The 22,755-nt window shown below is 53.3% G+C and carries 19 protein-coding genes; 10 read left to right on the forward strand and 9 right to left on the reverse strand.

Annotation, left to right across the window (positions count from 1 at the left end):
- Positions 1 to 67: 67 nt before the first annotated feature.
- Both ACK13D_RS01705 and ACK13D_RS01710 read right to left on the reverse strand, forming a co-directional pair.
- Positions 68 to 391 (reverse strand): AzlD domain-containing protein, encoded by a 324-nt coding sequence (locus ACK13D_RS01705; protein WP_010246806.1) that lies wholly within the window; start codon positions 389 to 391, stop codon positions 68 to 70.
- Positions 388 to 1,056, reverse strand: coding sequence for an AzlC family ABC transporter permease (locus tag ACK13D_RS01710; RefSeq protein ID WP_010246808.1), 669 nt, complete (start codon positions 1,054 to 1,056; stop codon positions 388 to 390). The genes ACK13D_RS01705 and ACK13D_RS01710 overlap by 4 nt, the downstream gene beginning before the upstream one ends.
- Positions 1,057 to 1,167: 111 nt before the next feature.
- Here ACK13D_RS01710 and ACK13D_RS01715 point away from each other — a divergent pair, with 111 nt between their 5' ends.
- Positions 1,168 to 1,716 (forward strand): helix-turn-helix domain-containing protein, encoded by a 549-nt coding sequence (locus ACK13D_RS01715; RefSeq protein WP_033768731.1) that lies wholly within the window; start codon positions 1,168 to 1,170, stop codon positions 1,714 to 1,716.
- Here the strand turns inward: ACK13D_RS01715 and ACK13D_RS01720 are convergent, their stop codons facing one another.
- The gene (locus ACK13D_RS01720) at positions 1,717 to 2,055 is read right to left on the reverse strand and encodes an ASCH domain-containing protein (RefSeq protein WP_033768732.1); all 339 of its coding nucleotides are present in this window, start codon (positions 2,053 to 2,055) and stop codon (positions 1,717 to 1,719) included.
- 119 nt (positions 2,056 to 2,174) lie between these two features.
- On the opposite strand from ACK13D_RS01720, the gene zigA reads away from it, so the two are divergent.
- Together zigA and ACK13D_RS01730 are read left to right on the forward strand one after the other, a co-directional pair.
- Positions 2,175 to 3,404 carry a zinc metallochaperone GTPase ZigA gene (gene zigA, locus ACK13D_RS01725; protein ID WP_010246814.1) on the forward strand — a complete coding sequence of 410 codons (1,230 nt, stop codon included), beginning with the start codon at positions 2,175 to 2,177 and terminating at the stop codon, positions 3,402 to 3,404.
- 92 nt (positions 3,405 to 3,496) lie between these two features.
- Positions 3,497 to 4,675: an NAD(P)/FAD-dependent oxidoreductase gene (locus ACK13D_RS01730; protein WP_418795513.1), complete on the forward strand. Its 1,179-nt coding sequence runs from the start codon at positions 3,497 to 3,499 to the stop codon at positions 4,673 to 4,675.
- A 3-nt stretch (positions 4,676 to 4,678) separates the two neighbouring features.
- Here ACK13D_RS01730 and ACK13D_RS01735 read toward each other — a convergent pair whose 3' ends face one another.
- On the reverse strand, positions 4,679 to 6,049 hold the full coding sequence (locus ACK13D_RS01735; RefSeq protein WP_163641555.1) for an aldehyde dehydrogenase family protein: 1,371 nt from the start codon (positions 6,047 to 6,049) through the stop codon (positions 4,679 to 4,681).
- Between the two features lie 459 nt (positions 6,050 to 6,508).
- Between ACK13D_RS01735 and ACK13D_RS01740 the strand changes: the two genes are divergently transcribed.
- The 3 genes from ACK13D_RS01740 (at position 6,509) to ACK13D_RS01750 (ending at position 11,461) form a co-directional block, all read left to right on the forward strand.
- Entirely contained in the window at positions 6,509 to 7,438 is a 930-nt protein-coding gene (locus ACK13D_RS01740; RefSeq protein WP_010246820.1) for a RepB family plasmid replication initiator protein, read from the forward strand.
- Between the two features lie 1,844 nt (positions 7,439 to 9,282).
- On the forward strand, positions 9,283 to 10,482 hold the full coding sequence (locus ACK13D_RS01745) for an AAA family ATPase (protein ID WP_010670591.1): 1,200 nt from the start codon (positions 9,283 to 9,285) through the stop codon (positions 10,480 to 10,482).
- 7 nt (positions 10,483 to 10,489) lie between these two features.
- Complete coding sequence (locus ACK13D_RS01750) at positions 10,490 to 11,461, forward strand: ParB family protein (RefSeq protein WP_010246824.1); 972 nt, start codon at positions 10,490 to 10,492, stop codon at positions 11,459 to 11,461.
- Between the two features lie 1,145 nt (positions 11,462 to 12,606).
- Here the strand turns inward: ACK13D_RS01750 and ACK13D_RS01755 are convergent.
- From ACK13D_RS01755 to ACK13D_RS01770, 4 genes are read right to left on the reverse strand one after another with little or no spacing between them, the layout of a single operon-like run.
- On the reverse strand, positions 12,607 to 13,617 hold the full coding sequence (locus ACK13D_RS01755; protein WP_418795516.1) for a transketolase family protein: 1,011 nt from the start codon (positions 13,615 to 13,617) through the stop codon (positions 12,607 to 12,609).
- 1 nt (position 13,618) lies between these two features.
- Positions 13,619 to 14,461 carry a transketolase gene (locus ACK13D_RS01760; RefSeq protein WP_062759016.1) on the reverse strand — a complete coding sequence of 281 codons (843 nt, stop codon included), beginning with the start codon at positions 14,459 to 14,461 and terminating at the stop codon, positions 13,619 to 13,621.
- Between the two features lie 12 nt (positions 14,462 to 14,473).
- Positions 14,474 to 15,772 (reverse strand): MFS transporter, encoded by a 1,299-nt coding sequence (locus tag ACK13D_RS01765; RefSeq protein WP_033779972.1) that lies wholly within the window; start codon positions 15,770 to 15,772, stop codon positions 14,474 to 14,476.
- A 54-nt stretch (positions 15,773 to 15,826) separates the two neighbouring features.
- Positions 15,827 to 16,576, reverse strand: coding sequence for an SDR family NAD(P)-dependent oxidoreductase (locus tag ACK13D_RS01770; protein ID WP_418795519.1), 750 nt, complete (start codon positions 16,574 to 16,576; stop codon positions 15,827 to 15,829).
- A gap of 197 nt (positions 16,577 to 16,773) precedes the next feature.
- Here ACK13D_RS01770 and ACK13D_RS01775 point away from each other — a divergent pair, with 197 nt between their 5' ends.
- From ACK13D_RS01775 to ACK13D_RS01790, 4 genes are all read left to right on the forward strand, one after another.
- Positions 16,774 to 17,676: a LysR substrate-binding domain-containing protein gene (locus ACK13D_RS01775; RefSeq protein WP_010246833.1), complete on the forward strand. Its 903-nt coding sequence runs from the start codon at positions 16,774 to 16,776 to the stop codon at positions 17,674 to 17,676.
- A 199-nt stretch (positions 17,677 to 17,875) separates the two neighbouring features.
- A complete protein-coding gene (locus ACK13D_RS01780) occupies positions 17,876 to 19,327 on the forward strand; it encodes a sugar porter family MFS transporter (RefSeq protein ID WP_010670588.1) in 1,452 nt (483 codons plus the stop codon).
- A gap of 366 nt (positions 19,328 to 19,693) precedes the next feature.
- A complete protein-coding gene (gene pagP, locus ACK13D_RS01785) occupies positions 19,694 to 20,254 on the forward strand; it encodes a lipid IV(A) palmitoyltransferase PagP (protein WP_167423112.1) in 561 nt (186 codons plus the stop codon).
- Between the two features lie 18 nt (positions 20,255 to 20,272).
- Entirely contained in the window at positions 20,273 to 21,772 is a 1,500-nt protein-coding gene (locus ACK13D_RS01790) for an alpha/beta fold hydrolase (protein WP_033787208.1), read from the forward strand.
- A 39-nt stretch (positions 21,773 to 21,811) separates the two neighbouring features.
- Here the strand turns inward: ACK13D_RS01790 and ACK13D_RS01795 are convergent, their stop codons facing one another.
- Complete coding sequence (locus tag ACK13D_RS01795) at positions 21,812 to 22,666, reverse strand: aldo/keto reductase family oxidoreductase (RefSeq protein ID WP_418795522.1); 855 nt, start codon at positions 22,664 to 22,666, stop codon at positions 21,812 to 21,814.
- Positions 22,667 to 22,755: the final 89 nt, after the last annotated feature.

Below are 22,755 nucleotides of genomic sequence, written 5' to 3' on the forward strand. Positions count from 1 at the left end.
GAGAGTGCCATCCTGACAAATTTTCACCGCGATAACATCCCCGCTTTTGCCGGGGTTAATGACATCCTCAGGGCACGCCGAGAAAACGCAACAGCGCCGTCATTGCCGCCGCCCCCAGAATAATCATAATCAGCGGCGCCCGACGCCACGCCAGCAACAGGGCAAAGCCTACACCCGCCACCCGTGCCACACCGGCAAAATGCTGACCTTCAAACAGCGTGGTGGTGGCCGCTACCGCCAGCAGCAATATCGTGGCGGCGTCGGAGAGCATCTGCTGGGTACGCTCGCTGATCGGCAGTCGGTTTCCCAGCCTGACGCCTGCAAACCGCATCAGATAGGTTCCGGCCGCCAGCAGGGCAATCCCGGCGATAATCATTCCCTGATGTGTCATTTGCGCGATCTCCATGTCAGCAGGCCCAGCAGTGAAAACAGCACCGGCATGCCAGCCGGAACCAGTGGCGTCGCCAGCAAGGAGAGCAGCGCGCCGACGGTCGCGGGGATCCGGGTGCGTCGCTGGCGCAGCGCCGGGAAGATCAGGGCGATCAGGATCGCCGGAAACACCGCATCCAGTCCGATCACCGAGACATCAGGAATAAACTGCCCGATTGCTGCCCCGATCATGACGCTGACCGGCCATATCAAGCCGATACCGATACCGCACAGCCAGTAAGCGCTGCGGCGCTGCGCCAGTTGCGGCTGAGAGATCCCAAACACCACACTTTCGTCGTTCATGATGTGACAGCCCAGCCAGCCTGACGGACCCTGCCCCACCAGATCCTTGACCGCGATGCCAAACGGCAAATGACGTGCGTTTACCAGCAGGCCCGCTGCGGCGGCGGTAAATGGACTGCCGCCACCGGCCACAATGCCGATAAACAGGAACTCCGACGCCCCCGCCAGCACCAGCGTTGAGAGCGCCAGCGGCACCCAGAGCGGAAACCCGTCGGCCGACGCCAGCGAGCCATAGGATAAACCAACAATTCCATCAGCCAGGCAGACCAGAAAAATCGCTTTGATCACCCCTTTGTCCAGCAACTGCATTTGCGGAAAAAGCATCACTCTGTCTCATAATGAACATATAATCCGATATAATGAACACTGCGAAAGCGTTTTACAAGATGAACGTTATGTTCGATATAAAAAACATTCAGGTTATCAGGAGTGCGTTTGAATACCCCTATCAGCATTATTGCCAGTGCCTTAGTACGTGAACGTCAGCGAGCCGGTCTTTCACTGGCTGAAGTGGCGCGCCGCGCAGGGATCGCCAAATCTACGCTGTCACAGCTGGAAGCGGGTAATGGCAATCCGGGCATTGAAACCCTGTGGTCGCTATGCGTAACGCTGAACATTCCATTTTCACGTCTGCTGGAGCCGGATGCGCGTCGTCTGCAGGTGATTCGGCGTGGAGAGGGCCTGACGGTTACCGCCGATCTTGCCGATTATCAGGCCGTTTTGCTGGCCTCCTGCCCGCCCGGCGTTCGGCGTGATATCTATCTGCTGGAAGTTCAGCCCGGCAGCGAACGCATTTCCCAGCCCCATATCCCCAATACCATTGAGCATATTATTATCGCTAAAGGGCGTGCGCTGGTGGGTCCGGTCGACAGTGCGGTGGAGTTGGATGTGGGTGATTACATTACCTATCCGGGCGATGAGCTGCATATCTTTCGGGCGCTGGAAGCCGATACGATGGCGCTGCTGGTGATTGAGCACAGCTGATCACTGTTTAGTGAGCTTCTGCAGGGTTTCTGCGGGCGTGAGGTGAGTGATTAGCTGCACCTCACTGCTCAGCCTGACCTCCGGATAGTGCTCGCGCATCCCTTCCAGCAGCACCTCATCAGGCCATTCCTCCTGTTTCCCCAGCGTCGCGGCGACTTCGCTTAAGCGCAGCGTTTCGACCTGCTTCACCCACACGATTACCGCGTCCGTTTCATCGTGCTGATTCACCAGTCTCAGCGGACCCATAGTGATATCGCCCTCCTGCCAGCGAATCGTCGAGGTTTTCTCTCCGGACCTGACGGCTGGCATCAGACGCGGGACAAGCGTGAGTTGTTGCATTTCCACTCCCTTTTAAACGCTCATTGGTACCCGCAACAAAAACACAAATCAGGATTGAAAACAAACTCACTAATGTTATGTTATAACGTATCTATAATCACGTTCTTACAGGTAATACCATGACACTCTCTGCTCTGACATCCGACGATCCCCGTCTGCCGGTTGCCGTTCTCTCCGGCTTTCTCGGTGCCGGTAAAACTACCCTGCTTAATCATATTCTGAACAACCGCGAAGGACGACGGATCGCGGTGATCGTCAATGATATGTCTGAAATTAATATTGACGCTGCGCTGGTGCGCGATGGCGGTGCGCAGCTCTCCCGCACCGATGAAAAGCTGGTCGAAATGAGTAACGGCTGCATCTGCTGCACGTTGCGTGAAGATCTGCTGCTGGAGGTAAAACGTCTGGCTCAGGCCGGGCGTTTTGATCACCTGGTGATTGAGTCTACCGGCATTTCTGAACCGCTGCCGGTTGCCGAAACCTTTACGTTTGAAGATGAAGCGGGTGAAAGTCTGTCAGCCTATGCCCGGCTGGACAGTATGATCACCGTGGTCGATGGCTTTAACTTCCTGCGCGATTATCGCTCAGCCGATGATCTGCAGTCACGTGGCGAATCGCTGGGCGCGCAGGATGAGCGCTCAGTGGTTGATCTGCTGGTGGATCAGATTGAGTTTTGTGATTTGCTGGTGCTGAACAAAACGGACCTGCTCAGCCCGGCGCAGCTGCACCAGTTGAAGGGCATGCTGCAGGCGCTTAATCCGCACGCGCTTATTGTGAACAGTGAGTTTGGGCAGGTTCCGCTGGACTGCCTGCTGAATACCGGCCGGTTTGATTTTGACCGGGCAGCGCAGGCACCCGGCTGGCTGCAGACCCTGCGCGGTGAGCATCAGCCGGAATCGGAGGAGTATGGCATTCGTAACTTTGTCTATCGCGCCCGTCGTCCGTTCCATCCGCAGCGTTTCTGGCATGCAGTAAACCACCAGCTTGACGGCGTTATCCGCTCTAAAGGCTACTTCTGGCTGGCCAGTCGGCCGGAATATGCCGCGATGTGGTCGCAGGCGGGCGCGGTGGCACGTCAGGGTTATGCCGGGCGCTGGTGGGTCAGCGTGCCGCGAACTGAATGGCCACAGGATGCAGATTCACTCAACTTTATCGCTGAACAGTGGCAGGAAGGTACCGGCGATGCGCGCCAGGAACTGGTCTTTATCGGCATTGAGATGGACGAGAAGAGCGTCCGTGCCGCGCTGGATCATGCGCTGCTGACACCACAGGAGATGGCTGCGGGGCCTGAACAGTGGATCACCCTGGCCGATCCGGTGCCCGCATGGTTCGATGAAACCACCGCCTGACGCTGCGGTTGACGTACTTCTTTGACTTCGCAATAGTAAACGAACCGGCGGGTAGCAGTTTTCCACTAATCCCTGTTCAGGAGAGACCAGATATGCCACAACGTATTGCCGTAATCGGTGCAGGCGTGCTGGGTTTAGCCGTCGCGCAGTCATTGTCGCGACGGGGCGCACAGGTCACCGTCTTCGATAAAAACTATCCTGGCAGCGGAACCAGTCAGATCAGCTATGCCTGGGTCAATGCCAACGGCAAAGAACCCACCAGCTATCATGATCTTAATGCCCATGCGATAGACGAGCACAAGCGCTGGCAGGCCAGCCATCCTGCATCGCCCCGATGGCTGCTGGAAACCGGCACGCTGGAGTGGGCAGCCGATGAATCATCCCTGCGCCAGCTGGCGCAGCGCGCAGCAAAGCTTACGACGCTCGATTACCCCGTAGAGAAACGTAGCCGCGCCGCACTTCTGGGTGCAATGCCCGAGTTGCGGCTCGATCCCCGCGTTCAGCACGCCTGGTCTTTCCCGTCGGAGTGTCTGCTTTATCCGAGCCTGTTTATCGCCTCTCTGCTGGCAGAGCTGCGTACCAGTGGCGGGCAGCTGGTCTGCAACAATGAAGTGACGACGCTCACTGAATCGGCGCAGGATGTCCATCTTACGCTGGCCAGTGGGGATGAATGGCGCGGCGATCAGCTGGTGCTGGCGACCGGCCGCTGGGCACCGGAACTGATAAGCCAGTGCGGGCTTGAACTGGCGATGACCGATGCGAACCGCGCCGATCCTGTTGCCTGCAGTTTTCTGGCGCAGACACAGCCTTTGCCGATCCCACTTAAATGCAATCTGATTACCCCGGAACTGAATGTGCGGCCGGATGGCGGTGGCCGTCTGATGCTGCAGGCGCTGGATCTGGATCAGCACGCCGATCCGGCGCGGCCGGTCTCGCCGGATGGACTGATTGGCAAAGAGATGCTGCGTCGATTGCGGCGGCTGTTTAAAAACACGGAAGGCGCGAGAATTGAGCGGATTGAAACAGGACAGCGGTCGCGTCCGGCAGATGGCTTGCCGGCATTAGGCTACATCAGCGAGTCAGCACGCGTTTATCTGATGATCAGCCATAGCGGCATGACACTTGCCCCATTGCTGGGCAGGCTGGTGGCTGAGGAGATGCTGAGCGGCACAGGCTCACCAATGCTGAGTGCGTTTGCACCGCATCGGTTGCTGCGTCCGCTCAGTGTGGTCGCTAAAACAGCGCCCGCTTATCTTCCGTCGGCACAGTAAATACTAGCGACGATTCTTCCACACGGTCTGCACGTTACAGAATTCGTGCACACCAAAGTGCGACAGTTCACGGCCGTAGCCGCTTTTCTTCACACCACCGATGGTAACGCGCGGATCGGACGCGCCGTTGCCATTAATAAACACAGCACCGACTTCCAGCTGCAGCGCCAGCCGATCGGCAATCTCTTCATTACCGCTCCAGACGGTGGCGCTGAGGCCAAATTCGCTGTCGTTGGCGATCTCCAGCGCATGTTGTGGATCCCTTGCGACCGCAATAGCGGCTACCGGGCCAAACAGCTCCTGCCTGAACGCGGTCATGTCGCTGGTGACATCAGCGAGAATGGTCGGCGCGTAGTAGTTACCCTGCCCTGCCACTTTCTCGCCGCCCAGTACCAGACGTGCACCTTCACGCAGCGTGGCCTTTACCTGTCCATCCAGTTCGTCACGCAGATCGGCGCGTGCCATCGGGCCCAGGAAGGTATTTTCATCCAGCGGATCGCCCATGGTGAGTGCCTGGACCGCGGCAGTGAAGCGTTTTTCAAATTCTTCAGCGATCGGAGCTTCCAAAATAAAGCGTTTGGCAGCCATACACACCTGTCCGGTATTCTGGAAACGTCCAATAACGGCTGATTTAACCGCTTCATCAAGATCGGCATCCGCCAGCACGATAAAGGGATCGGATCCACCCAGCTCCAGCACGGTTTTCTTAAGTGCTGCGCCCGCCTGTGCGGCGATCGCGGCGCCAGCCCGGACACTTCCGGTAACGGCAACGGCGGCAATACGGTCATCTTTGATGGCTACGGAGACACCATCATTGTCAACGTTGATCAGGTTAAAGCCGCCAGCAGGCAGATCGGTTGCCCTGAACAGCTCAGCCATCAGTGTGGCGCTTCCCATGACGTTAGGCGCGTGTTTGAGCAGATAGGTGTTGCCTGCCAGCAACATACTCACTGCGCCCCGCAGAACCTGCCACAAGGGGAAATTCCATGGCATTACAGCCAGGATCACCCCGATGGGACGGAATCGCTGCCACGCATCGGCAATCTGCGTAGGCTGATCGGCCAGCATTGCAGGGCCATGTTCCGCATACCAGTCGCATAAGTTAGCGCATTTCAGAACTTCAGCGCGTGCCTGTGCAATGGGTTTACCCATCTCCAGGGTGATCATGCGGGAAAGATCCTGCTCACGCAGACGGATCTGTTCGCCAAGCTGACGCAATACGCGAATGCGGTCCGTCATGGTGCTGCGTTTCCATGCTGCAAAAGCAGATGCGCTTTCAGTCAGTGTCTGTTCCAGCTCTGCACTGTTCTGCAAAGGATAGCGTGCCAGAATTTCACCAGTTGTAGGGTTACGTGATAAGGCATGTTCAGTCATGGTGCCGTTTTCCTCATTCTGTCAGTGATGGAGAGACAATACGCGCTGTAGTTGATGATGAAAAATGAATAATAGTGAGGAAGTTGTTTATTTATTGAGAATGAAGGCTGCTGTAGCTGATTAGCCTGTCAGGCAGTGGGCAGATTGCGGGCCAGTTTTTGCTGATGGTCAGCACATTTGAAAAAGATGTTACGCCTTAAGTTTTCCACTTATACAGTGACCAGATCCTAATAAACGATCCTTAATAGATCATATAGAGATCCTAAGAGATCCCCGATCGTCGCAGGCCGCACCCCACAAGGGCTGAAAGGGTGATCGCGTTCACTATAATCAGTAAAGTGTTCACTGTAATCAGTACTTTATTCACTGTACCAGGTAGAATGTTCACTGTAAACAGTGCTAATGTTCACTGTAGTCAGAAAACGATCCCTTTCATCCACAGAATGAAGATCTTACGCCATGGCAGATAAAGACAACGAAAACAAAGCGTTACTTGAACCTTTTCTGTCAGTGACAAAAAACAGCGGTGAAGTTATTCAGCTTCATCCCAACAAGAATAATACTGTTCAGCCCGTCGCTTTAATGCGTCTTGGGCTGTTCGTGCCGACGCTGAAATCTACTGCACGCGGTAAATCCGGTGCGATGGCATCAACAGATGCGACGAAAGAGCTGAAGAATCTGACGCTGGTGAAAGCGGAAGGCTACGAAAAGATTACCATTACCGGCGCGCGGCTGGATATGGATAACGATTTCAAAACCTGGGCGGGTATTATTCAATCGTTTTCCCGCTATCCGACCAAAGGCGATACCGTCACGCTGCCGTTTATCGATTTTGTGAAGATGTGTGGCATTCCCTCTGCCAACTCTTCAGCCGCCCTGCGCAAGCGTCTTGATGCCTCTCTGCGCCGCATCGCGACCAATACGCTCTCTTTTGAAGGCAACGGCAAGGCCTATCACACCCACCTTGTTCAGTCTGCTTATTACGATCGCGAAAAAGATATTGTGCGCATCCAGGCCGACCCCAAGCTGTTCGAACTCTATAACTTCGACCACAAGGTCCTGCTTCAGCTCCGTGCAATATCCCGTCTGAAGCGTAAAGAGTCTGCGCAGGCGCTTTACACTTTCCTGGAAAGCCTGCCAACCAATCCGGCGCCTATCTCGCTTGCACGCCTGCGTATGCGCCTGAACCTCGGCTCTAAGACCACCACGCAGAACCATGTCGTGCGGCGCGCGATGGAGCAGCTGAAAGAGATCGGTTATCTGGATTACTCAGAAGTGAAGCGTGGCCGCTCAGTCTTTTTTATTATCCACAGCCGTACGCCTAAGCTTGATGGCATCAGTAATCTGGAGAGCATCGATTCGCTGGATGAGATCGAGTTTGATGATTAACCCCTCACGTTCACTGTAATCAGTATTCCTGCGTGGCAGTGTCACTTTCTGCGTTACCGGTGACATTGCGCCATCCACTCTTCATTCACTGTAATCAGTACTCTCCAGAGATTCACTGTGATCAGTAACGTTCACTGTAATCAGTATACGGGCCTCCGGGCAAAAGTGTGTTCTTCCCCCCTCTCCCCTCTGCGTGCCATTTTATAAGGCTTAACAAGTAAGTTAGTACTTACTCTCATATTTGTTAGCACTCAATTATACTGTGTTTACTGATTACAGTGAATGCCCTGACTTCGGTTGGCTAAGCCTCTCTCTGCTGATTACAGTGAATCCTTTTTACTGACTACAGTGAATCCTTTTTACTGACTACAGTGAATGCCTTTGCTCTGCCCTGTTCTCAAAGAGCATTACTGGCTGGCCAGCAAATCAGGGTTGGATGCGGTTTACCATGAGGGGTCTGCTCAGCGTGATTCACATGATACGTATGACCTGAATGACACACGTAACCAGAGAGAACAGCGTGACACTGTTACTGATTACAGTGAATGTTTGCTGATGGGCACTACCCTCGCCTCACCATTGAATCTCTTAAACGGCTTTCCGAATCGCTACTGATTACAGTGAACGTTGTTGCCAGATGTCCGGTCTTAAGCGAGTCATAACTGCCATGGCGAGATGCTAATCTTGTACTGATTACAGTGAACGTTCTGCTGATTACAGTGAATGTTTGCTGCGGTGTACCTGAAGGCATCGTGCATTCTACTGATTACAGTGAACGTTAAAGTGAACCTGCTGACGGCATTGCTGATGTATACGATACGGGGCTGGTGCATGACTGGCTGAAGGGCGACAGAAGAAGCCGTTGCTCGCAAGGTCTGGTCACTTCATGACTCGGAACAACGTCGGCACACTCTGATGCAGAACAGAATCGCCTCTGTCTACTTACTGCTAACTACTGACTCATATTACGACCCTGTCGGCACGCCCTGATGCAGAATGGAATCGCCTCTGTCTACTTACTGCTGACTGCTGACTGCTGACTACTGACTACTGACTACAGTGAATGTTTGCGTGGCTGTTCTTCTTCTCATCCCTCTTCCACTAGTAGTGTTACTGACTATAGTGAATGTTTACTGCTTTCTGGATTTACTGATTACAGTGAACGTTTATGGGCTTTACGCTTCTGTACCGCACACCAGACCTTGTTGTGACATTGCCGGTGTATATTCCCTCTCCAGATTCCGATGCTTTTATCATCCGCTGAGGATTATTCAACCCATCCTTACTGACTACTGTGAACGTTTACTCTGCCCTGCTCCCTCTTCTGGCTCCTGATCGGCAAGTTTACTGATTACAGTGAACGTTGCTCTTCACAGAGCTGAACACGTAAAACGCTACTGACTATAGTGAATGTTGAAGTGATGCAGTGGCAAAGATCAGCACTGCAACCTGCAGTCACTGCCTGAAATCCATTTATCAATGTATCCATCGCTCTTTCGCCTGCTCCATAACGTCACCGAAAGAGACACAAGCTTTACTGACTACAGTGAACGTTTGATCTCAAGGTTCGTCTTCTGTGTTCTCCCCTTTCCCGCTCAATGTACCCGGTTTGGCTGATGATTTTTTAAACCTGTTTGCTCACTACAGTGAATGTTCTGCTGATTACAGTGAATGCTTACCGCAATTAACCTGCAAAATATATTCGGCCAGACGAAATAATGTGATGAAGCTCACCAAAACCCGTGTGGTTACATAAAAACGGAGATTATGTTGAGAAGATAATTTATTGCCTCACGTGCAGGATTTCTGTATAAAGTCATAAATCCTACATGTTTGGAGCAACTATGGCTAATGATGACAAGCAGGTGATGAAGGTTGCGCAGCGTTCAGAACGCATGCTGCTAAGTCTCACCGAGCAAATTCAGGCGCAAAAGCAGGAACTGCATGAAAATACCTACTATCAGGTCTATGCCAAAGCGGCGCTGGCAAAGTTGCCCAAACTGACCCGAGCCAGTGTGGATTACGCAGTCAATGAGATGGAAGAGAGCGGTTATCAATTTGATAAACGTGCGGCCGGTTCTTCCGTTAAATATGCTATGTCGATTCAGAATATTATCGATATCTATCATCATCGTGGCGTGCCGAAGTATCGCGATCGCCACAGTGAAGCCTATACCCTGTTTGTTGGTAATCTGAAGGGCGGCGTCTCCAAAACGGTTTCTACCGTCTCGCTGGCACATGCGCTACGTGCACATCCCCATCTTCTTTTTGAAGATTTGCGCATCCTGGTTATCGACCTTGATCCGCAGTCCTCAGCAACCATGTTTCTGAACCACGAGCGCTCCGTCGGGCTGGTGGAAGCGACTGCGGCGCAGGCAATGCTGCAGAATGTCTCACGAGATGAGCTGGTCAACGAGTTTATCGTTCCGTCGATCATTCCGGGTGTGGATGTGCTGCCAGCATCGATTGATGACGCCTTTATCGCCTCAAGCTGGGATCAGCTTTGTGCTGAGCATCTTCCGCAACAGAACGTTCACGCCGTGTTGTATGACAACGTTATTGCCAAACTGAAAAAAGATTATGACTTTATCTTTATCGACAGCGGCCCGCATCTTGATGCCTTCCTGAAGAATGCGATTGCAGCATCAGATCTTCTGATGACTCCGGTGCCACCGGCTCAGGTAGACTTTCACTCGACACTGAAATACCTGACACGTCTTCCGGAACTGATTGCGATTATCGAAGACTCCGGCGCGACCTGTCGGCTGCAGGGTAATATTGGCTTCATGTCGAAGCTCTCCAATAAAGCGGACCACAAACTCTGTCACAGCCTGGCAAAAGAGATTTTTGGTGGCGACATGCTTGATGCTGCCCTTCCCCGCCTTGATGGTTTCGAACGTTGTGGCGAATCCTTTGATACGGTTATCTCCGCCAATCCTTCGACCTACGTCGGCAGCAGCGAAGCATTGAAGAATGCACGATCCGCCGCAGAAGACTTTGCTAAAGCCGTCTTCGACCGTATCGAATTTATTCGCCTGAACTGAGGTTTGTATGAGCGCAAAAAGAATTACGATTGGCAGAACCTTCAGCCAGACTCCACTGGAAAATGACACGCCAGACAGCCAGCACAACCAGACATTTGTTCTGGCAACGGGCAAGCGCGCGTTGTTTCGTTTTGAACGCATTGCCGCCAGCGACGTTGAAAGCAAAACGTTTGTCACAATGGAAACCAACGGTCGCGATCAGGCAGGCCTGACACCTGATTCGCTGCGCGACATTATCCGGACCATTAAGCTGCAGCAGTTCTTTCCCGCTATTGGCGTGATGCGCGATGACCGCATCGAAATCCTGGATGGCTCACGTCGTCGTGCAGCCGCACTCTACTGCAAAACCGGCCTGGACGTGCTGATCACTGACGCGGCCATCACCGCTGATGAAGCCCGCCGACTGGCGCAGGATATTCAGACGGCACGGGAACACAATCTGCGCGAAGTGGGTATGCGTCTGTTGACGCTTAAAGATGGCGGTTTGTCGCAGAAGGAGATTGCTGAAAATCAGGGTTTGTCCCAGGCAAAAGTGACGCGTGCCCTGCAGGCCGCCAGCGTTCCGTCAGATTTGATTTCACTTTTTCCTAATCACGCTGAGCTGACCTATCCCGACTATAAAGCGTTGTTACAGGCAGCTGACAAGTTGAGTGAGTCCGGGCAAAGCGTTGAAGCTCTGATCAAATCCATTTCAAGGGAAATTGATGTGGTCTGTGCCCGTGAAGGTCTGGCCGAGGACGAGCTTAAAAATCATATTCTGCGTCTGATTCGACAGGGTAGCCAGACTCTGATCAAAGAACCGGAGAAAGATAAAACCCAGGCGACTGCGCTCTGGTCTTTTGCTGATAAAGATCGCTTCGCCCGCAAAAAGGTACGCGGACGGATGTTCAGTTATGAATTTAACCGGCAGTCGAAAGAGTTGCAGGAAGAGCTGGATAAAGTTATTGCGGAGACCCTGAAAAAATATCTCAACCGTTAACGTATCTGCACTCAAATCAGCCAGCGATAAACGCTGGCTTTTTTTTCGATTTTTGTAGCGAGTCGTCGTTAAAAGAGATGGCGGACACCCAAATTTCAGGCTGAAATCGCCAGATTTTTAAGTGTGAATTCCTGCTTAAGATATTGAAATATAATAAATTGCTTTATTATCTCTTGCTGAAAAACTGCATGAAATCGCCACTTCGCTGAACTCTTTCGCCAGATACCCAGGCCCCTTCCAAACCGCACAGGTCACTATAAACAGAGATAACGTTTTTCGTCTGATGCTATCGTTGATGAATCTCATCGCCGTCAGCGCGCATCCGACGGTCAGAATATTGCAAGTAATGATTTTCCGGGGCTGGTTCATTAGTGACCAATCAACCCCCACTGAACCTCAGTAACAGCGTACCGGCTTCACACACTCCGCTAAACCCTCTGCCTGGCCTTTCTCCAAACATTAGCCCGCCAGCGATATTTCGTGATTAACTGTTTGTTTTTAATATAAAAGATGCAAGAATTTCAGCCTGAAATCGCCATGCCTGCAGTTAAACGCTCCCTCGTTTCAGGCCTGAGGGCGAACGGATAAGATTAGAAAAGAGGCGTATCTTGAGAGCAGTAAAGTCCTGAACAGAGAGTGAAAAAAGATACTCAGAAACTATCCCTCACTTATCCACAGAAAAAGTGGATAACTTTTTCTGCGCGATAAAATTTTTTTTGAAGAGGTGCGATACAAGATGCAGCTTTGGCAGGGAACTCCATTAAAACCTGATCAGCGCGAAAAGATTGTCACAGTCTGCTCATGACGGAAAGGTAGTTGCATGGCATCAGATTCACTGTATTGGGTAAAGCAGATGAAATCGGCAGCTTACGGACGAAGAGCCCCTATCGGCCTACCTGATAAAAGGCGATGGCTCACTGCACTGCTGTTTACAGTGAATTGCGAGAAATAACGTCTGTATGGCATTGAACCGGGTTATAAGTGGCTGTTATCAGCATACAGCGTAGTTGCTGATGCGCAGAGAGTGCTGACCACTGCAATCAGTAATCAGACCGATGTGAAGTGACGTAATGCAATGATGATCTTCCACGGCAGCAGCGAACCTATGCAGAAGAAAACCGGGCCAGGCCCGGTTTTGATATGAATCAGGCTTCAAGCCAGGCGGTGATTTGCTTAACCATGGCATCCGTTGATATGCCATAACGGTCATGCAGCGTCGGTAGTGCGCCTGCTGCAAGGAAAGCATCCGGCAGCGCAATCTGTTTAAAGCGCGGTGTCACATGGTTTCGCATTAACAGGCCGGCAATAGCTTCGCCTAAGCCACCGGTTATCGAATGATTTTCAGCGGTGATAACCAGCTGGTTATGATGCAGTGCTACTCCCGCCTCACGCAGGGTGGTCTCTTCATCCAGAGGCTTAATCATGGGTGAGTGAACCACACCGACCTCAATCCCCTGCTTCTCCAGCGCTTCAGCGGCCTCAAGCGCCCGCATGGTCATCAATCCGCTGCTGATAATAACGGCATGCTTACCGCCGCGCAGGCGCTGAGCCTTACCGTGCTGATAGCGATAGTCATATTTATCCAGCACCAGCGGAACCTTACCGCGCAGCAGGCGCAAATAGACCGGACCCTGATGTTCAGCGATAGCCGGTATCACCTGGCTAATCTCCAGTGCATCGCAGGGATCGATGATAGTCAGGTTCGGCATGCCACGGAAGATTGCCAGGTCATCAGTCGCCTGATGACTCGGTCCATAACCGGTGGTCAGGCCCGGCAGTGCGCAGGCGATTTTAACATTCAGATTCTCTTCGGCGATGGCCATGCAGATAAAATCATAAGCGCGGCGGGAAGCAAAGACGGCATACGTGGTGACAAAAGGCATAAAGCCTTCACGCGCCATGCCCGCTGCGGCGCTCATCAGTAACTGTTCCGCCATGCCCATCTGATAAAAGCGTTTCGGAAAAGCCTCTGCGAACAGGTGCAGATCGGTGTATTTACTTAAATCAGCCGTCAGCCCGACCACATCTGAGCGCTGCTCTGCCAGAGAGACCAGGGCATGTCCAAAAGGAGCTGAAACCGTGGGCTGGCCTTCAGCGGCGATCGAGGCGATCATGGCGGATGTGGTCAGACGTTTTTTTTGCGGTTGTGAACTCATCTCAGACTCCTTGCTCAAGTGCAGTCAGGGCTTTGTCCCACTCATCGGCATCGACCCGAATAAAGTGGTTTTTCTCACGACTTTCCAGAAACGGCACCCCTTTGCCCATTCGGGTATCGCAAATGATGACGCGCGGCTGGGGTTCGGGCCAGCTGCGAGCCGCATCAAAGGCGGCCTGCAAAGCAGAGATATCGTTGCCATCAACCCGCTGGGTGTACCAGCCAAAAGCCTGCCAGCGATCCACAATGGGTTCAAAAGCGAGAATCTCACTGCTATGGCCGTCAGCCTGCTGATTGTTGACGTCGATAAGCGCGATCAGGTTATCAAGTTGCCAGTGTGAGGCGGACATTGCCGCTTCCCAGGTAGAGCCTTCATTCAGTTCACCATCTGAAAGCAGGTTATAGACTCGTGCCTGCGAGCCTTTCTGTTTCAGCCCCAGACAGGCACCCACAGCAATACCTAAGCCATGACCCAGTGAACCGCCGGTAATTTCCATGCCTGGGGTATAGGCAGCCATGCCGGACATCGGCAAGCGGCTCTCATCAGTCCCATAAGTTTCCCTTTCCTCTTCAGGTATCACGCCTGCTTCCAGCAAGGCGGCGTAAAGGGCGATAGCGTAATGGCCAATCGACAGATAGAAGCGATCGCGCTCTTCCCACTCAGGTTGATCCGGCCGGTAATTCATGGCGTGGAAATAGCTGACAGCAAGCAAATCGGCGGCACCCAGCGCCTGACCGATATATCCCTGCCCCTGAATCTGCCCCATTAATAAGGCATGGCGGCGAATATTGGTGGCTCGTTGCTGCAATGAGAGCACGTGTGAAGCGTGACGAGAGTCAGTCATATTACCTCCTGATTAACGATTAACGTCCGCTGCCCGGATGCGCAGCACGCATAGCGCGCCACCCAGCAGGACGGCAGCAATAAAGTACATTCCGGAAGCGGGCGTACCGGTTGCGGTGGTGATGGTGCCTATCAGCCACGGTGAGAAAAAACCGGCCAGATTAGCAATGCAGTTCACGGCGGCGATGCCTGCGGCGGCAGAGACGCCACCTAACAGATTGGTCGGCAACATCCAGAACAGCGATGAGGCGGAAAGAATGCCCGCAGCGGCAATACAAAGGGAGAGCAGTGACAGGGAGACGCTATGGCTCAGCAGAGTTGCCAGCGTCAGTCCGGTGAGTCCGATCAGCATCGGAACAATCAGATGCCAGCGGCGTTCACGATAGCGGTCGCCACTGCGCCCGGCCAGCAGCATAAAGATAATGGCGCAGAGGTAAGGCAGACTGGTCAGCAGCCCAATATGCAGCGGCTCACTGACGCCTGAGTTTCTCACCAGCGTCGGTAACCAGAACGTCAGGGCGTACTGACCCATCACCACACAGAAGTAGATCAGCGCCAGCAGCCACAGACGACGGTCGGCGACAAAGGCTTTTACCGTGCCATGACAGGCTTTCTGCTGATTATCCTCGTCCAGATCGGCACGCACGCGGCGTTTCTCATCTTCATCCAGCCACTCTGCCTGTTCAACGCGATCCTTCAGAACCAGCAGTACCACTAATCCCATAATAAGAGTGGGGATAGCTTCAAGCATAAACATCCACTGCCAGCCTGCCCATCCGTGAAAGCCTGCAAAGGTCGCCATAATCCAGCCTGAGAGCGGGCCGCCAATCATCCCTGAGAGTGGAATGGCGACAAACCAGAGCACGGTCATACGCGCGCGACGGTGTGATGGAAACCAGTAGGTCAGGTAGAGCAGTAAACCTGGCGCAAGACCGGCCTCGGCGACGCCGAGCAGAAAGCGCAGCAGGTAGAACTGCCATGCGGTTTCTACAAAGGCGAACAGGGCTGAGATGATTCCCCATGTGATCATAATGCGGGCAATCCAGCGGCGTGCGCCGACACGGTGCAGGATCAGGTTACTCGGCACCTCAAAGAAGAAGTAGCCGATAAAAAAGATCCCGGCACCCAGTCCATACACGGTTTCGCTGAGAGACAAATCATCCATCATCTGTAATTTAGCGAAGCCCACATTGACGCGATCAAGATAGGCGCAGAGATAACAGAGCATCAGCCAGGGCATCAGGCGCCAGGCAATTTTGCGATAGGTGATATCGCGCGCAGCAGAGGCTGCGCTCAGATTAAGCGTGGTCATGGTGTTCACTCCCGAGGTTAGCCCGCCAGGCGTGCGGGCAGGGAAGGGCGCTATTTAATGGATCAGCATGCCGCCGTTCACATCCAGCGTGATGCCGGTGAGATAACCGGAGAGATCGCTGGCGAGAAACAGCGCAGCGTTAGCGACGTCACTGGCGGACCCAAGGCGGCCGAGCGGAATTCCGTCGAGAATGGCGTGGCGGCGTTCATCCTGTAACAAGCCACCAGTGATGTCCGTCTGGATCAGACCGGGCGTCAGGGCATTAATGCGTATCTGGTCAGGGCCAAATTCGCGCGCCATCGCTTTAGTCAGGCCCAGAACGCCCGCTTTAGCGGCACTGTAGTGCGGGCCACCGAAAATCCCGCCGCCGCGCTGTGCTGAGACCGAGGACAGGCAGATGATGCTGCCGCCTTTCTGCTGCTGCATGGTGGGGATCACCGCCTGAGACATCAGCAGCGTGCCGCGCAGATTGACATCAAGAATACGGTTGTAATCCTCGATGCCGATTTCCAGTGTTTTAACCGGCTGAGTAATACCTGCATTGTTGACCAGCACATCAATACGGCCGAAATGCTCAAGAACCTGGTCGATGGCACGACGAACAGAGAGGGGATCGGTCACATCGGTGGCCAGGCCGAGATGCCCATCACCACAAGACTGTGCGCTGGCCTGGGCGGCCTGCCGATCTAAATCGAGTACCACCACGCGCGCACCATGTTGAGCAAAACAGGCGGCTGTAGCCCGGCCAATGCCGCGCTGAGAGGCGGCACCTGTAATAATCGCAACTTTATTTTCGAGTAACATTGTCCACTCCAGAAAAATAATTATTAGTGGTTCGGTATCGCTACCGGCAGGGTCACGATCAGAATTGATAAAGCGGCTAATATTGGCAATGCAAAAAAATTCATTTGATGCTGAATGAATTTGTTGGTTTGATGCAGTTAACAATTCTGCGATTTAAAAATGGGCACACATCACAAAATTCCAGTGTGGAGAGGCGGATGGAAAAGCAGTCTGATCACTTACCTTCGATTAAATCACTGCGGGTTTTTGAGCAGGTGGCCCATTTTGGTAATGTCGCGCGTGCGGCCGAGGAATTAAGTATTACGCCTTCGGCGGCCAGTCATCAGCTGGCAAAACTGGAGCGTGAATTGGGCTGTATTCTGTTTAATCGTTCGGCAAAGGGCGTAGTGCTGACGCTGTCGGGTGAGCACTACCTCAGGGAGATTGGTCCGATACTGCTGAGTCTGACGCAGGCGACTGCACGCATCAGTAACGAGAAAGCCCGCAGCAACCTCAGGATCCACTGCGCGCCCAGTTTCGGTCTGCTGTGGCTGTTGCCGCGCATCCATAAATTTCGCGACAGCTATCCCGAGTTTCAGCTCACGCTCTCCTGCTCTTACGAGAATTTATCTTTCAGCCGCGACAATATTGATATTGCGATACGCCATGGATTCCCGGACTGGAACTCATTCGAGATTAAAACGATCCGCCACGAAAGAATGTCGGTGCTGGCCTCGCCTGAGTATCTGAAAAAACATCCTGTTAATCAGGCCGCTGATTTAATTCATCATGCGCTGATATTATCGGAGTCGCCGCTTATTCAGTGGCCGCAGTGGTTTGCTTCTCAGCAATTACCTCAGCCAGATAAAGAGTGGTTATTTCGCTTTGATCGCTCTTATATGAGTCTTGAGGCGGCGATGTTAGGCCACGGTCTTATATTTGAAAGTGAATTACTGGCGGAGGATTATCTGCGCAGTGGAAAACTGGTCAGAGTCTTGTCCGAACAGGAGAGTCTGCCCGTCAGCGCCCATCATCTGGTCTTCCCGCGTGGATTTGCCCAGTTTCCCCGCGTCGCGCATTTCCTGAGCTGGATCCAGCAGGAACTGAAAGTGTTAACCTAATGTTAAAATAACTTTCACGACGTCATTATTGCGCTGGTTTATTTATCCGGTTAACTATCCCTGTTATAAAAATCGCATTGCTAAAGCTAACTTTTAAATACCGTCTACACTTCTTTACCCACTCGGTAAATATGTTCCATTTCTATTCCGTATGAAATTTAATCAAACGGATGTTTAACTAATTAATGGCAGGGATATTATGAGTACGAATACACCAGACTCTGGTGAAGCGGGCGATCACGCGCCTGCGGATACGGTACGCCAGCGCATTTTTTTAGTGGTACTGGTTGCCACTATGGGCGCGCTGGCTTTTGGTTATGACACCGGGATTATCTCGGGTGCGTTACCCTACATGACCTCACCACCCGATCAGGGTGGACTTGGACTGAACTCATTCACTGAAGGGCTGGTAGCCTCTTCGCTGGTGTTCGGTGCCGCAATCGGCTCTTTCCTGAGTGGTTTCTTCTCTGACCGGTTTGGCCGGCGTATTACCTTACGCAGCCTGGCGGTTATTTTTGTGCTGGGTTCACTGGGAACAGCGCTGGCGCCTTCTGTCAACGTCATGGTGGCAATGCGCTTCCTGCTGGGAATTGCGGTCGGCGGCGGTTCCTCTACCGTGCCGGTGTTTATCGCCGAAATTGCCGGACCGCGCCTGCGTGCGCCGCTGGTCAGCCGCAATGAGCTGATGATCGTTACCGGACAGCTCATTGCTTATGTTGCCAGTACGCTGCTGAGCTATCTGCTGCATGATGAGCACCTGTGGCGCTACATGCTGGCAATTGCCATGGTGCCGGGTCTTTTGCTGTTTATCGGCACGTTCTTCGTTCCCGCCTCACCACACTGGCTGGTCGCGGAAGGGCGTCTGAAAGAGGCTAAAAAGATCCTGAAATATCTGCGTGAAACGCCGCGTGAAGTGCGCCATGAGATGGCGCAGATGAAGAAGCAGGCGAGGGCGGCGGAACGTGGGCCGGATGCGAAAACCCTGATCCGTGAAAAGTGGGTGATTCGCCTGATGGTTATCGGCGTCGGTCTGGGCTTTGTCGCCCAGTTCACCGGGGTAAATGGTTTTATGTATTACACCCCGATCATCCTTAAACAGACCGGACTTGGCACCAGCGCCTCGATTGCCGCGACCATCGGTAACGGCGTGGTCTCAGTGGTGGCGGCGATTGTAGGTATCTGGGCGGTCAGTCGCTTCCCGCGCCGGACGATGCTGATTACCGGCCTGTGTCTGGTGGTCGCTTCGCAGATTATGCTGGGCAGCGTGATGACCTTTATCGCTCCCAGCCTGATGCAGAGCTACCTCGCCCTGGCCTGTATTCTGCTGTTCCTGTTCTGCATGCAGATGTGCATCTCGCCGGTCTACTGGCTGATGATGTCGGAGCTGTTCCCGATGCAGCTGCGTGGCGTATTAACCGGCGGCGCTGTCTCACTACAGTGGATCTTTAACGCGATAGTCGCCTTCGGTTTTCCACCGATAATGGAATATGCTGGTAGCACCACCTTCTTCATCTTTGCCGCGATTAACGTCGGGTCGCTGTTCTTCGTGATGGCGATGGTGCCAGAGACGCGGGGCAAAAGCCTGGAAGAGATTGAGTCACACATGAAAGAGAAGTTTGGTGAAAAGCCAAAAGAGGCTGAAGCCTCCTGAGTCTCCCACCGGATTCGGCCCACCGGCTGAATCCGGTTTTACCTCCTTACCTCCTTACCTCCTTACCTCCTTATCTTGTTATATCGTTATCTTCTTACTTACATACCGTTGCACCGCATTTTCCCGATCCTTATCCTCACTAAATCCCAGCAGACAACATTCACTGTAATCAGTCATTTTTCCTCGATTAATTTTCAAACAGGTCTGGCGATTTCAGGCTGAAATCGCCAGAACCTGACTGAATAAGCTGTCGTTATTGTCTTCAGAAACTACCGGTTAAGCGAAGCATGACCGCTGACAAAGATTGCCTCAGGCTCTGCGCTATACTCATTTTTCATCTGCTCCGCACGCTGACCGGTACGCACTATGAAAATTTCAACCACCACGGCAGTTTTTGCCGCATTGCTGACTACTGCGCCATTGCATGCTGAAAACACACCAATCTCCTCCTGGTGGAATGGATTCACTGACGATGTTGCGCAGACCTGGAACGCGCCTCAGCATACCGATCTCTACCTGCCATTTATCAGCTGGCACGCCCGCTTTATGTACGACAAAGAAAAAACCGATAACTATAACGAGAATCCCTGGGGAGGCGGTCTGGGCATTTCCCGCTACAGCGACAGCGGCAACTGGAGCGCGCTTTATGCAATGGCTTTCAAAGACTCACACAATGAGTGGCAGCCGATTGTCGGTTATGGCTGGGAGAAGGGCTGGTATCCTGGTTCGAATCAGGACTTTCGTCTTGGCGCGGGATTAACCGCCGGTATCACCGCACGCGAAGATTTTGGTAACTATATTCCGCTACCGATTATTCTGCCGCTGTTCTCTGCCGGTTATAAGGCGCTGAATGTACAGTTCACCTATATTCCGGGCACGTACAATAATGGCAACGTGCTGTTCGCGTGGTTTCGCTATGCATTTTAATTTTTCAGGAAAGGATTTATGACCCGGAGGTGGAAAACCGTCACCCGCAGGCTCTGGCGTCTTGCGATTGTGTCTGGAGTACTGTTACTGCTGCTACTGATTATTCGAATCTATGAGGCAGAGCGCGGGCCGGAGTTACATCGCTGGCACACCTGGGTCCCGCATGAACTGACAGTGGAACAGCTTGATAATGCGACCTATGCTGACTACCTCAAGGCCGAAAATCATCTGTTCGACGAGATGAAGCAACAGGTCAGTGACCGACTGGATGCGGAAGAAAAAACGCCACTCAACCGATACTATGCTGGCAGCATGATCTATCCGGGGCATTTCGCGCAGGACTGGAACCGTTCCTATATTCTGCAACCGACGGGCAGGCCGCGCGGTGCGGTAGTGCTGTTACATGGACTGACCGACAGTCCTTACAGTCTGCGGCATGTGGCAGAGGCTTACCGTCAGCAGGGTTATGTGGCGGTGGCGATACGGTTACCGGGTCACGGTACGGTGCCTGCGGGTCTGACCGATGTTGACTGGCAGGACTGGATGGCCGCCACACGCCTGGCGGTGCGGGAAGCGACCCGGCTGGCGGGCACGCAGACGCCGCTGCATCTGGTGGGTTTCTCGAACGGCGGGGCGCTGGCGGTAAAATATGCGCTCGACAGCCTGGGCGATCACACGCTGCGTCGTCCGCAGCAATTGATTCTGTTATCGCCGATGATCGGTGTGACTCGTTTTGCCCGGTTCGCAGGTGTTGCCGGGTTGCCCTCTGTTTTCCCTGCCTTTTCGAAAACGGCCTGGCTGAATATCGTGCCGGAGTTTAATCCGTTTAAATACAACTCTTTTCCGGTTCACGCTGCCCGGCAGACCTATTTGCTGACGCAGGCGCTGCAGAAAGAGATCCTGCAATATGCGCGTAATCAGCAGCTCTCCGGTTTCCCGCCCGTGCTAACCTTTCAGTCGGTGATGGACTCCACCGTCAGTACGCCTTCGGTCATCCGCTCGCTCTATAATTATCTGCCAGTGAACGGCAGCGAACTGGTGCTGTTCGATATCAATCAGGCGGTCAGCGTCAGTCCGTTATTCCGCCACTCCTCATATACCGCGGTTAATCAGCTGTTGCCTGCAGCGCGTCGGAATTACTCATCCACGGTGATCACTAATGCCTCCGCCACCTCACTGGAGATGGTGACAAAAAGCGTTCCCGCGGGAGAGATGCAGGAACGGATTCAGCCGCTGGCAATTGCCTATCCTGCGGGTCTCTACTCGCTGTCGCACGTTGCGATTCCGTTCCCGGCCGAGGATGGGTTATATGGCAGTGCGCCCGCGCAGAAGAATGAGTTTGGTATCAGTTTTGGGACGTTGTCACTGCGCGGCGAGAGTGCAGTGCTGATTGTCGGGCTGGACTCAATTATGCGCGCCACCTCTAACCCGTTTTATCCTTATATGATTAACCGAATCGATCACCACATCAGTTGTAGCGACAAGCCGCAACTTGCGGCCTGCCTCAGCAGTTTCTGAATCAGTACAGCATCAGGCCCGCATCGTGCGGGCCTGATGTTAAATAGCGTTCAACTTTTCCATCACCTCATCCGACAGTTCCAGGCTGCCGCTGGTAAGATTCTCTTTAAGATGTTCCGGGGAAGAGGTGCCTGGAATCAGCAGAATATTTGGCGATCGCCGCAGCAGCCACGCGAGCGCGACCTGCATCGGCGTGGCATTCAGGGATGTAGCCACTTCATTAAGCTGATCCGACTGCAACGGAGAGAAGCCGCCCAGCGGGAAGAACGGCACATACGCAATTCCCTGCTGCGCCAGCTGATCCACCAGCTCATCATCCTGTCGATGCGCCAGGTTATACATATTCTGCACGCAGACAATCGGCGTCATCGCCTGAGCTTCTGCGATCTGCGTGGCGGTAACGTTACTCAGTCCAATATGGCGAATCAGTCCGCGTGCCTGTAACGCCAGCAGCGCCTCCAGTTGTGGCTTAAGAGAGCCTTCTTTGGGCCTGGCCGGATGCAACATACTGCGCAGGTTCACCACTTCAATCACATCCAGCCCCAGGTTGCGCAGGTTATCTTCAACTGCCTGCGTCAGCGCCTCTGGCTCCATCGCCGCCAGCCAGCCGCCTTTGGCGTCGCGTCGGGCACCCACTTTGGTGACGATGCAGAGATCCTGCGGATAGGGATGTAGCGCCTTTTTAATCAGCTGGTTGGTTTCGTGCGGACCGTAAAAATCGCTGGTGTCGATATGATTAACGCCTGCCGCGACAGCGTCGCGCAAAACCCGGATTGCCCGGGCTTCATCTTTTACCGGGCCGAACACGCCCGGCCCGGCCAGTTGCATTGCGCCGTAGCCGATACGGTTAACTTCACGATCGCCTAACGTAAAAGTCATGGTGGTGTTTGACATGAAAACCTCCTGCGTGAATGTAGATCAATTGTAACGGTGATTCAGCTGTGCAACTATCCGGTGAAATCAGGACAGACTGTACGGGGTGA

Origin of the sequence: Pantoea sp. K16, assembly GCF_048452805.1 — a bacterium.
GTDB classification, from domain to species: Bacteria; Pseudomonadota; Gammaproteobacteria; order Enterobacterales; family Enterobacteriaceae; genus Pantoea; species Pantoea agglomerans.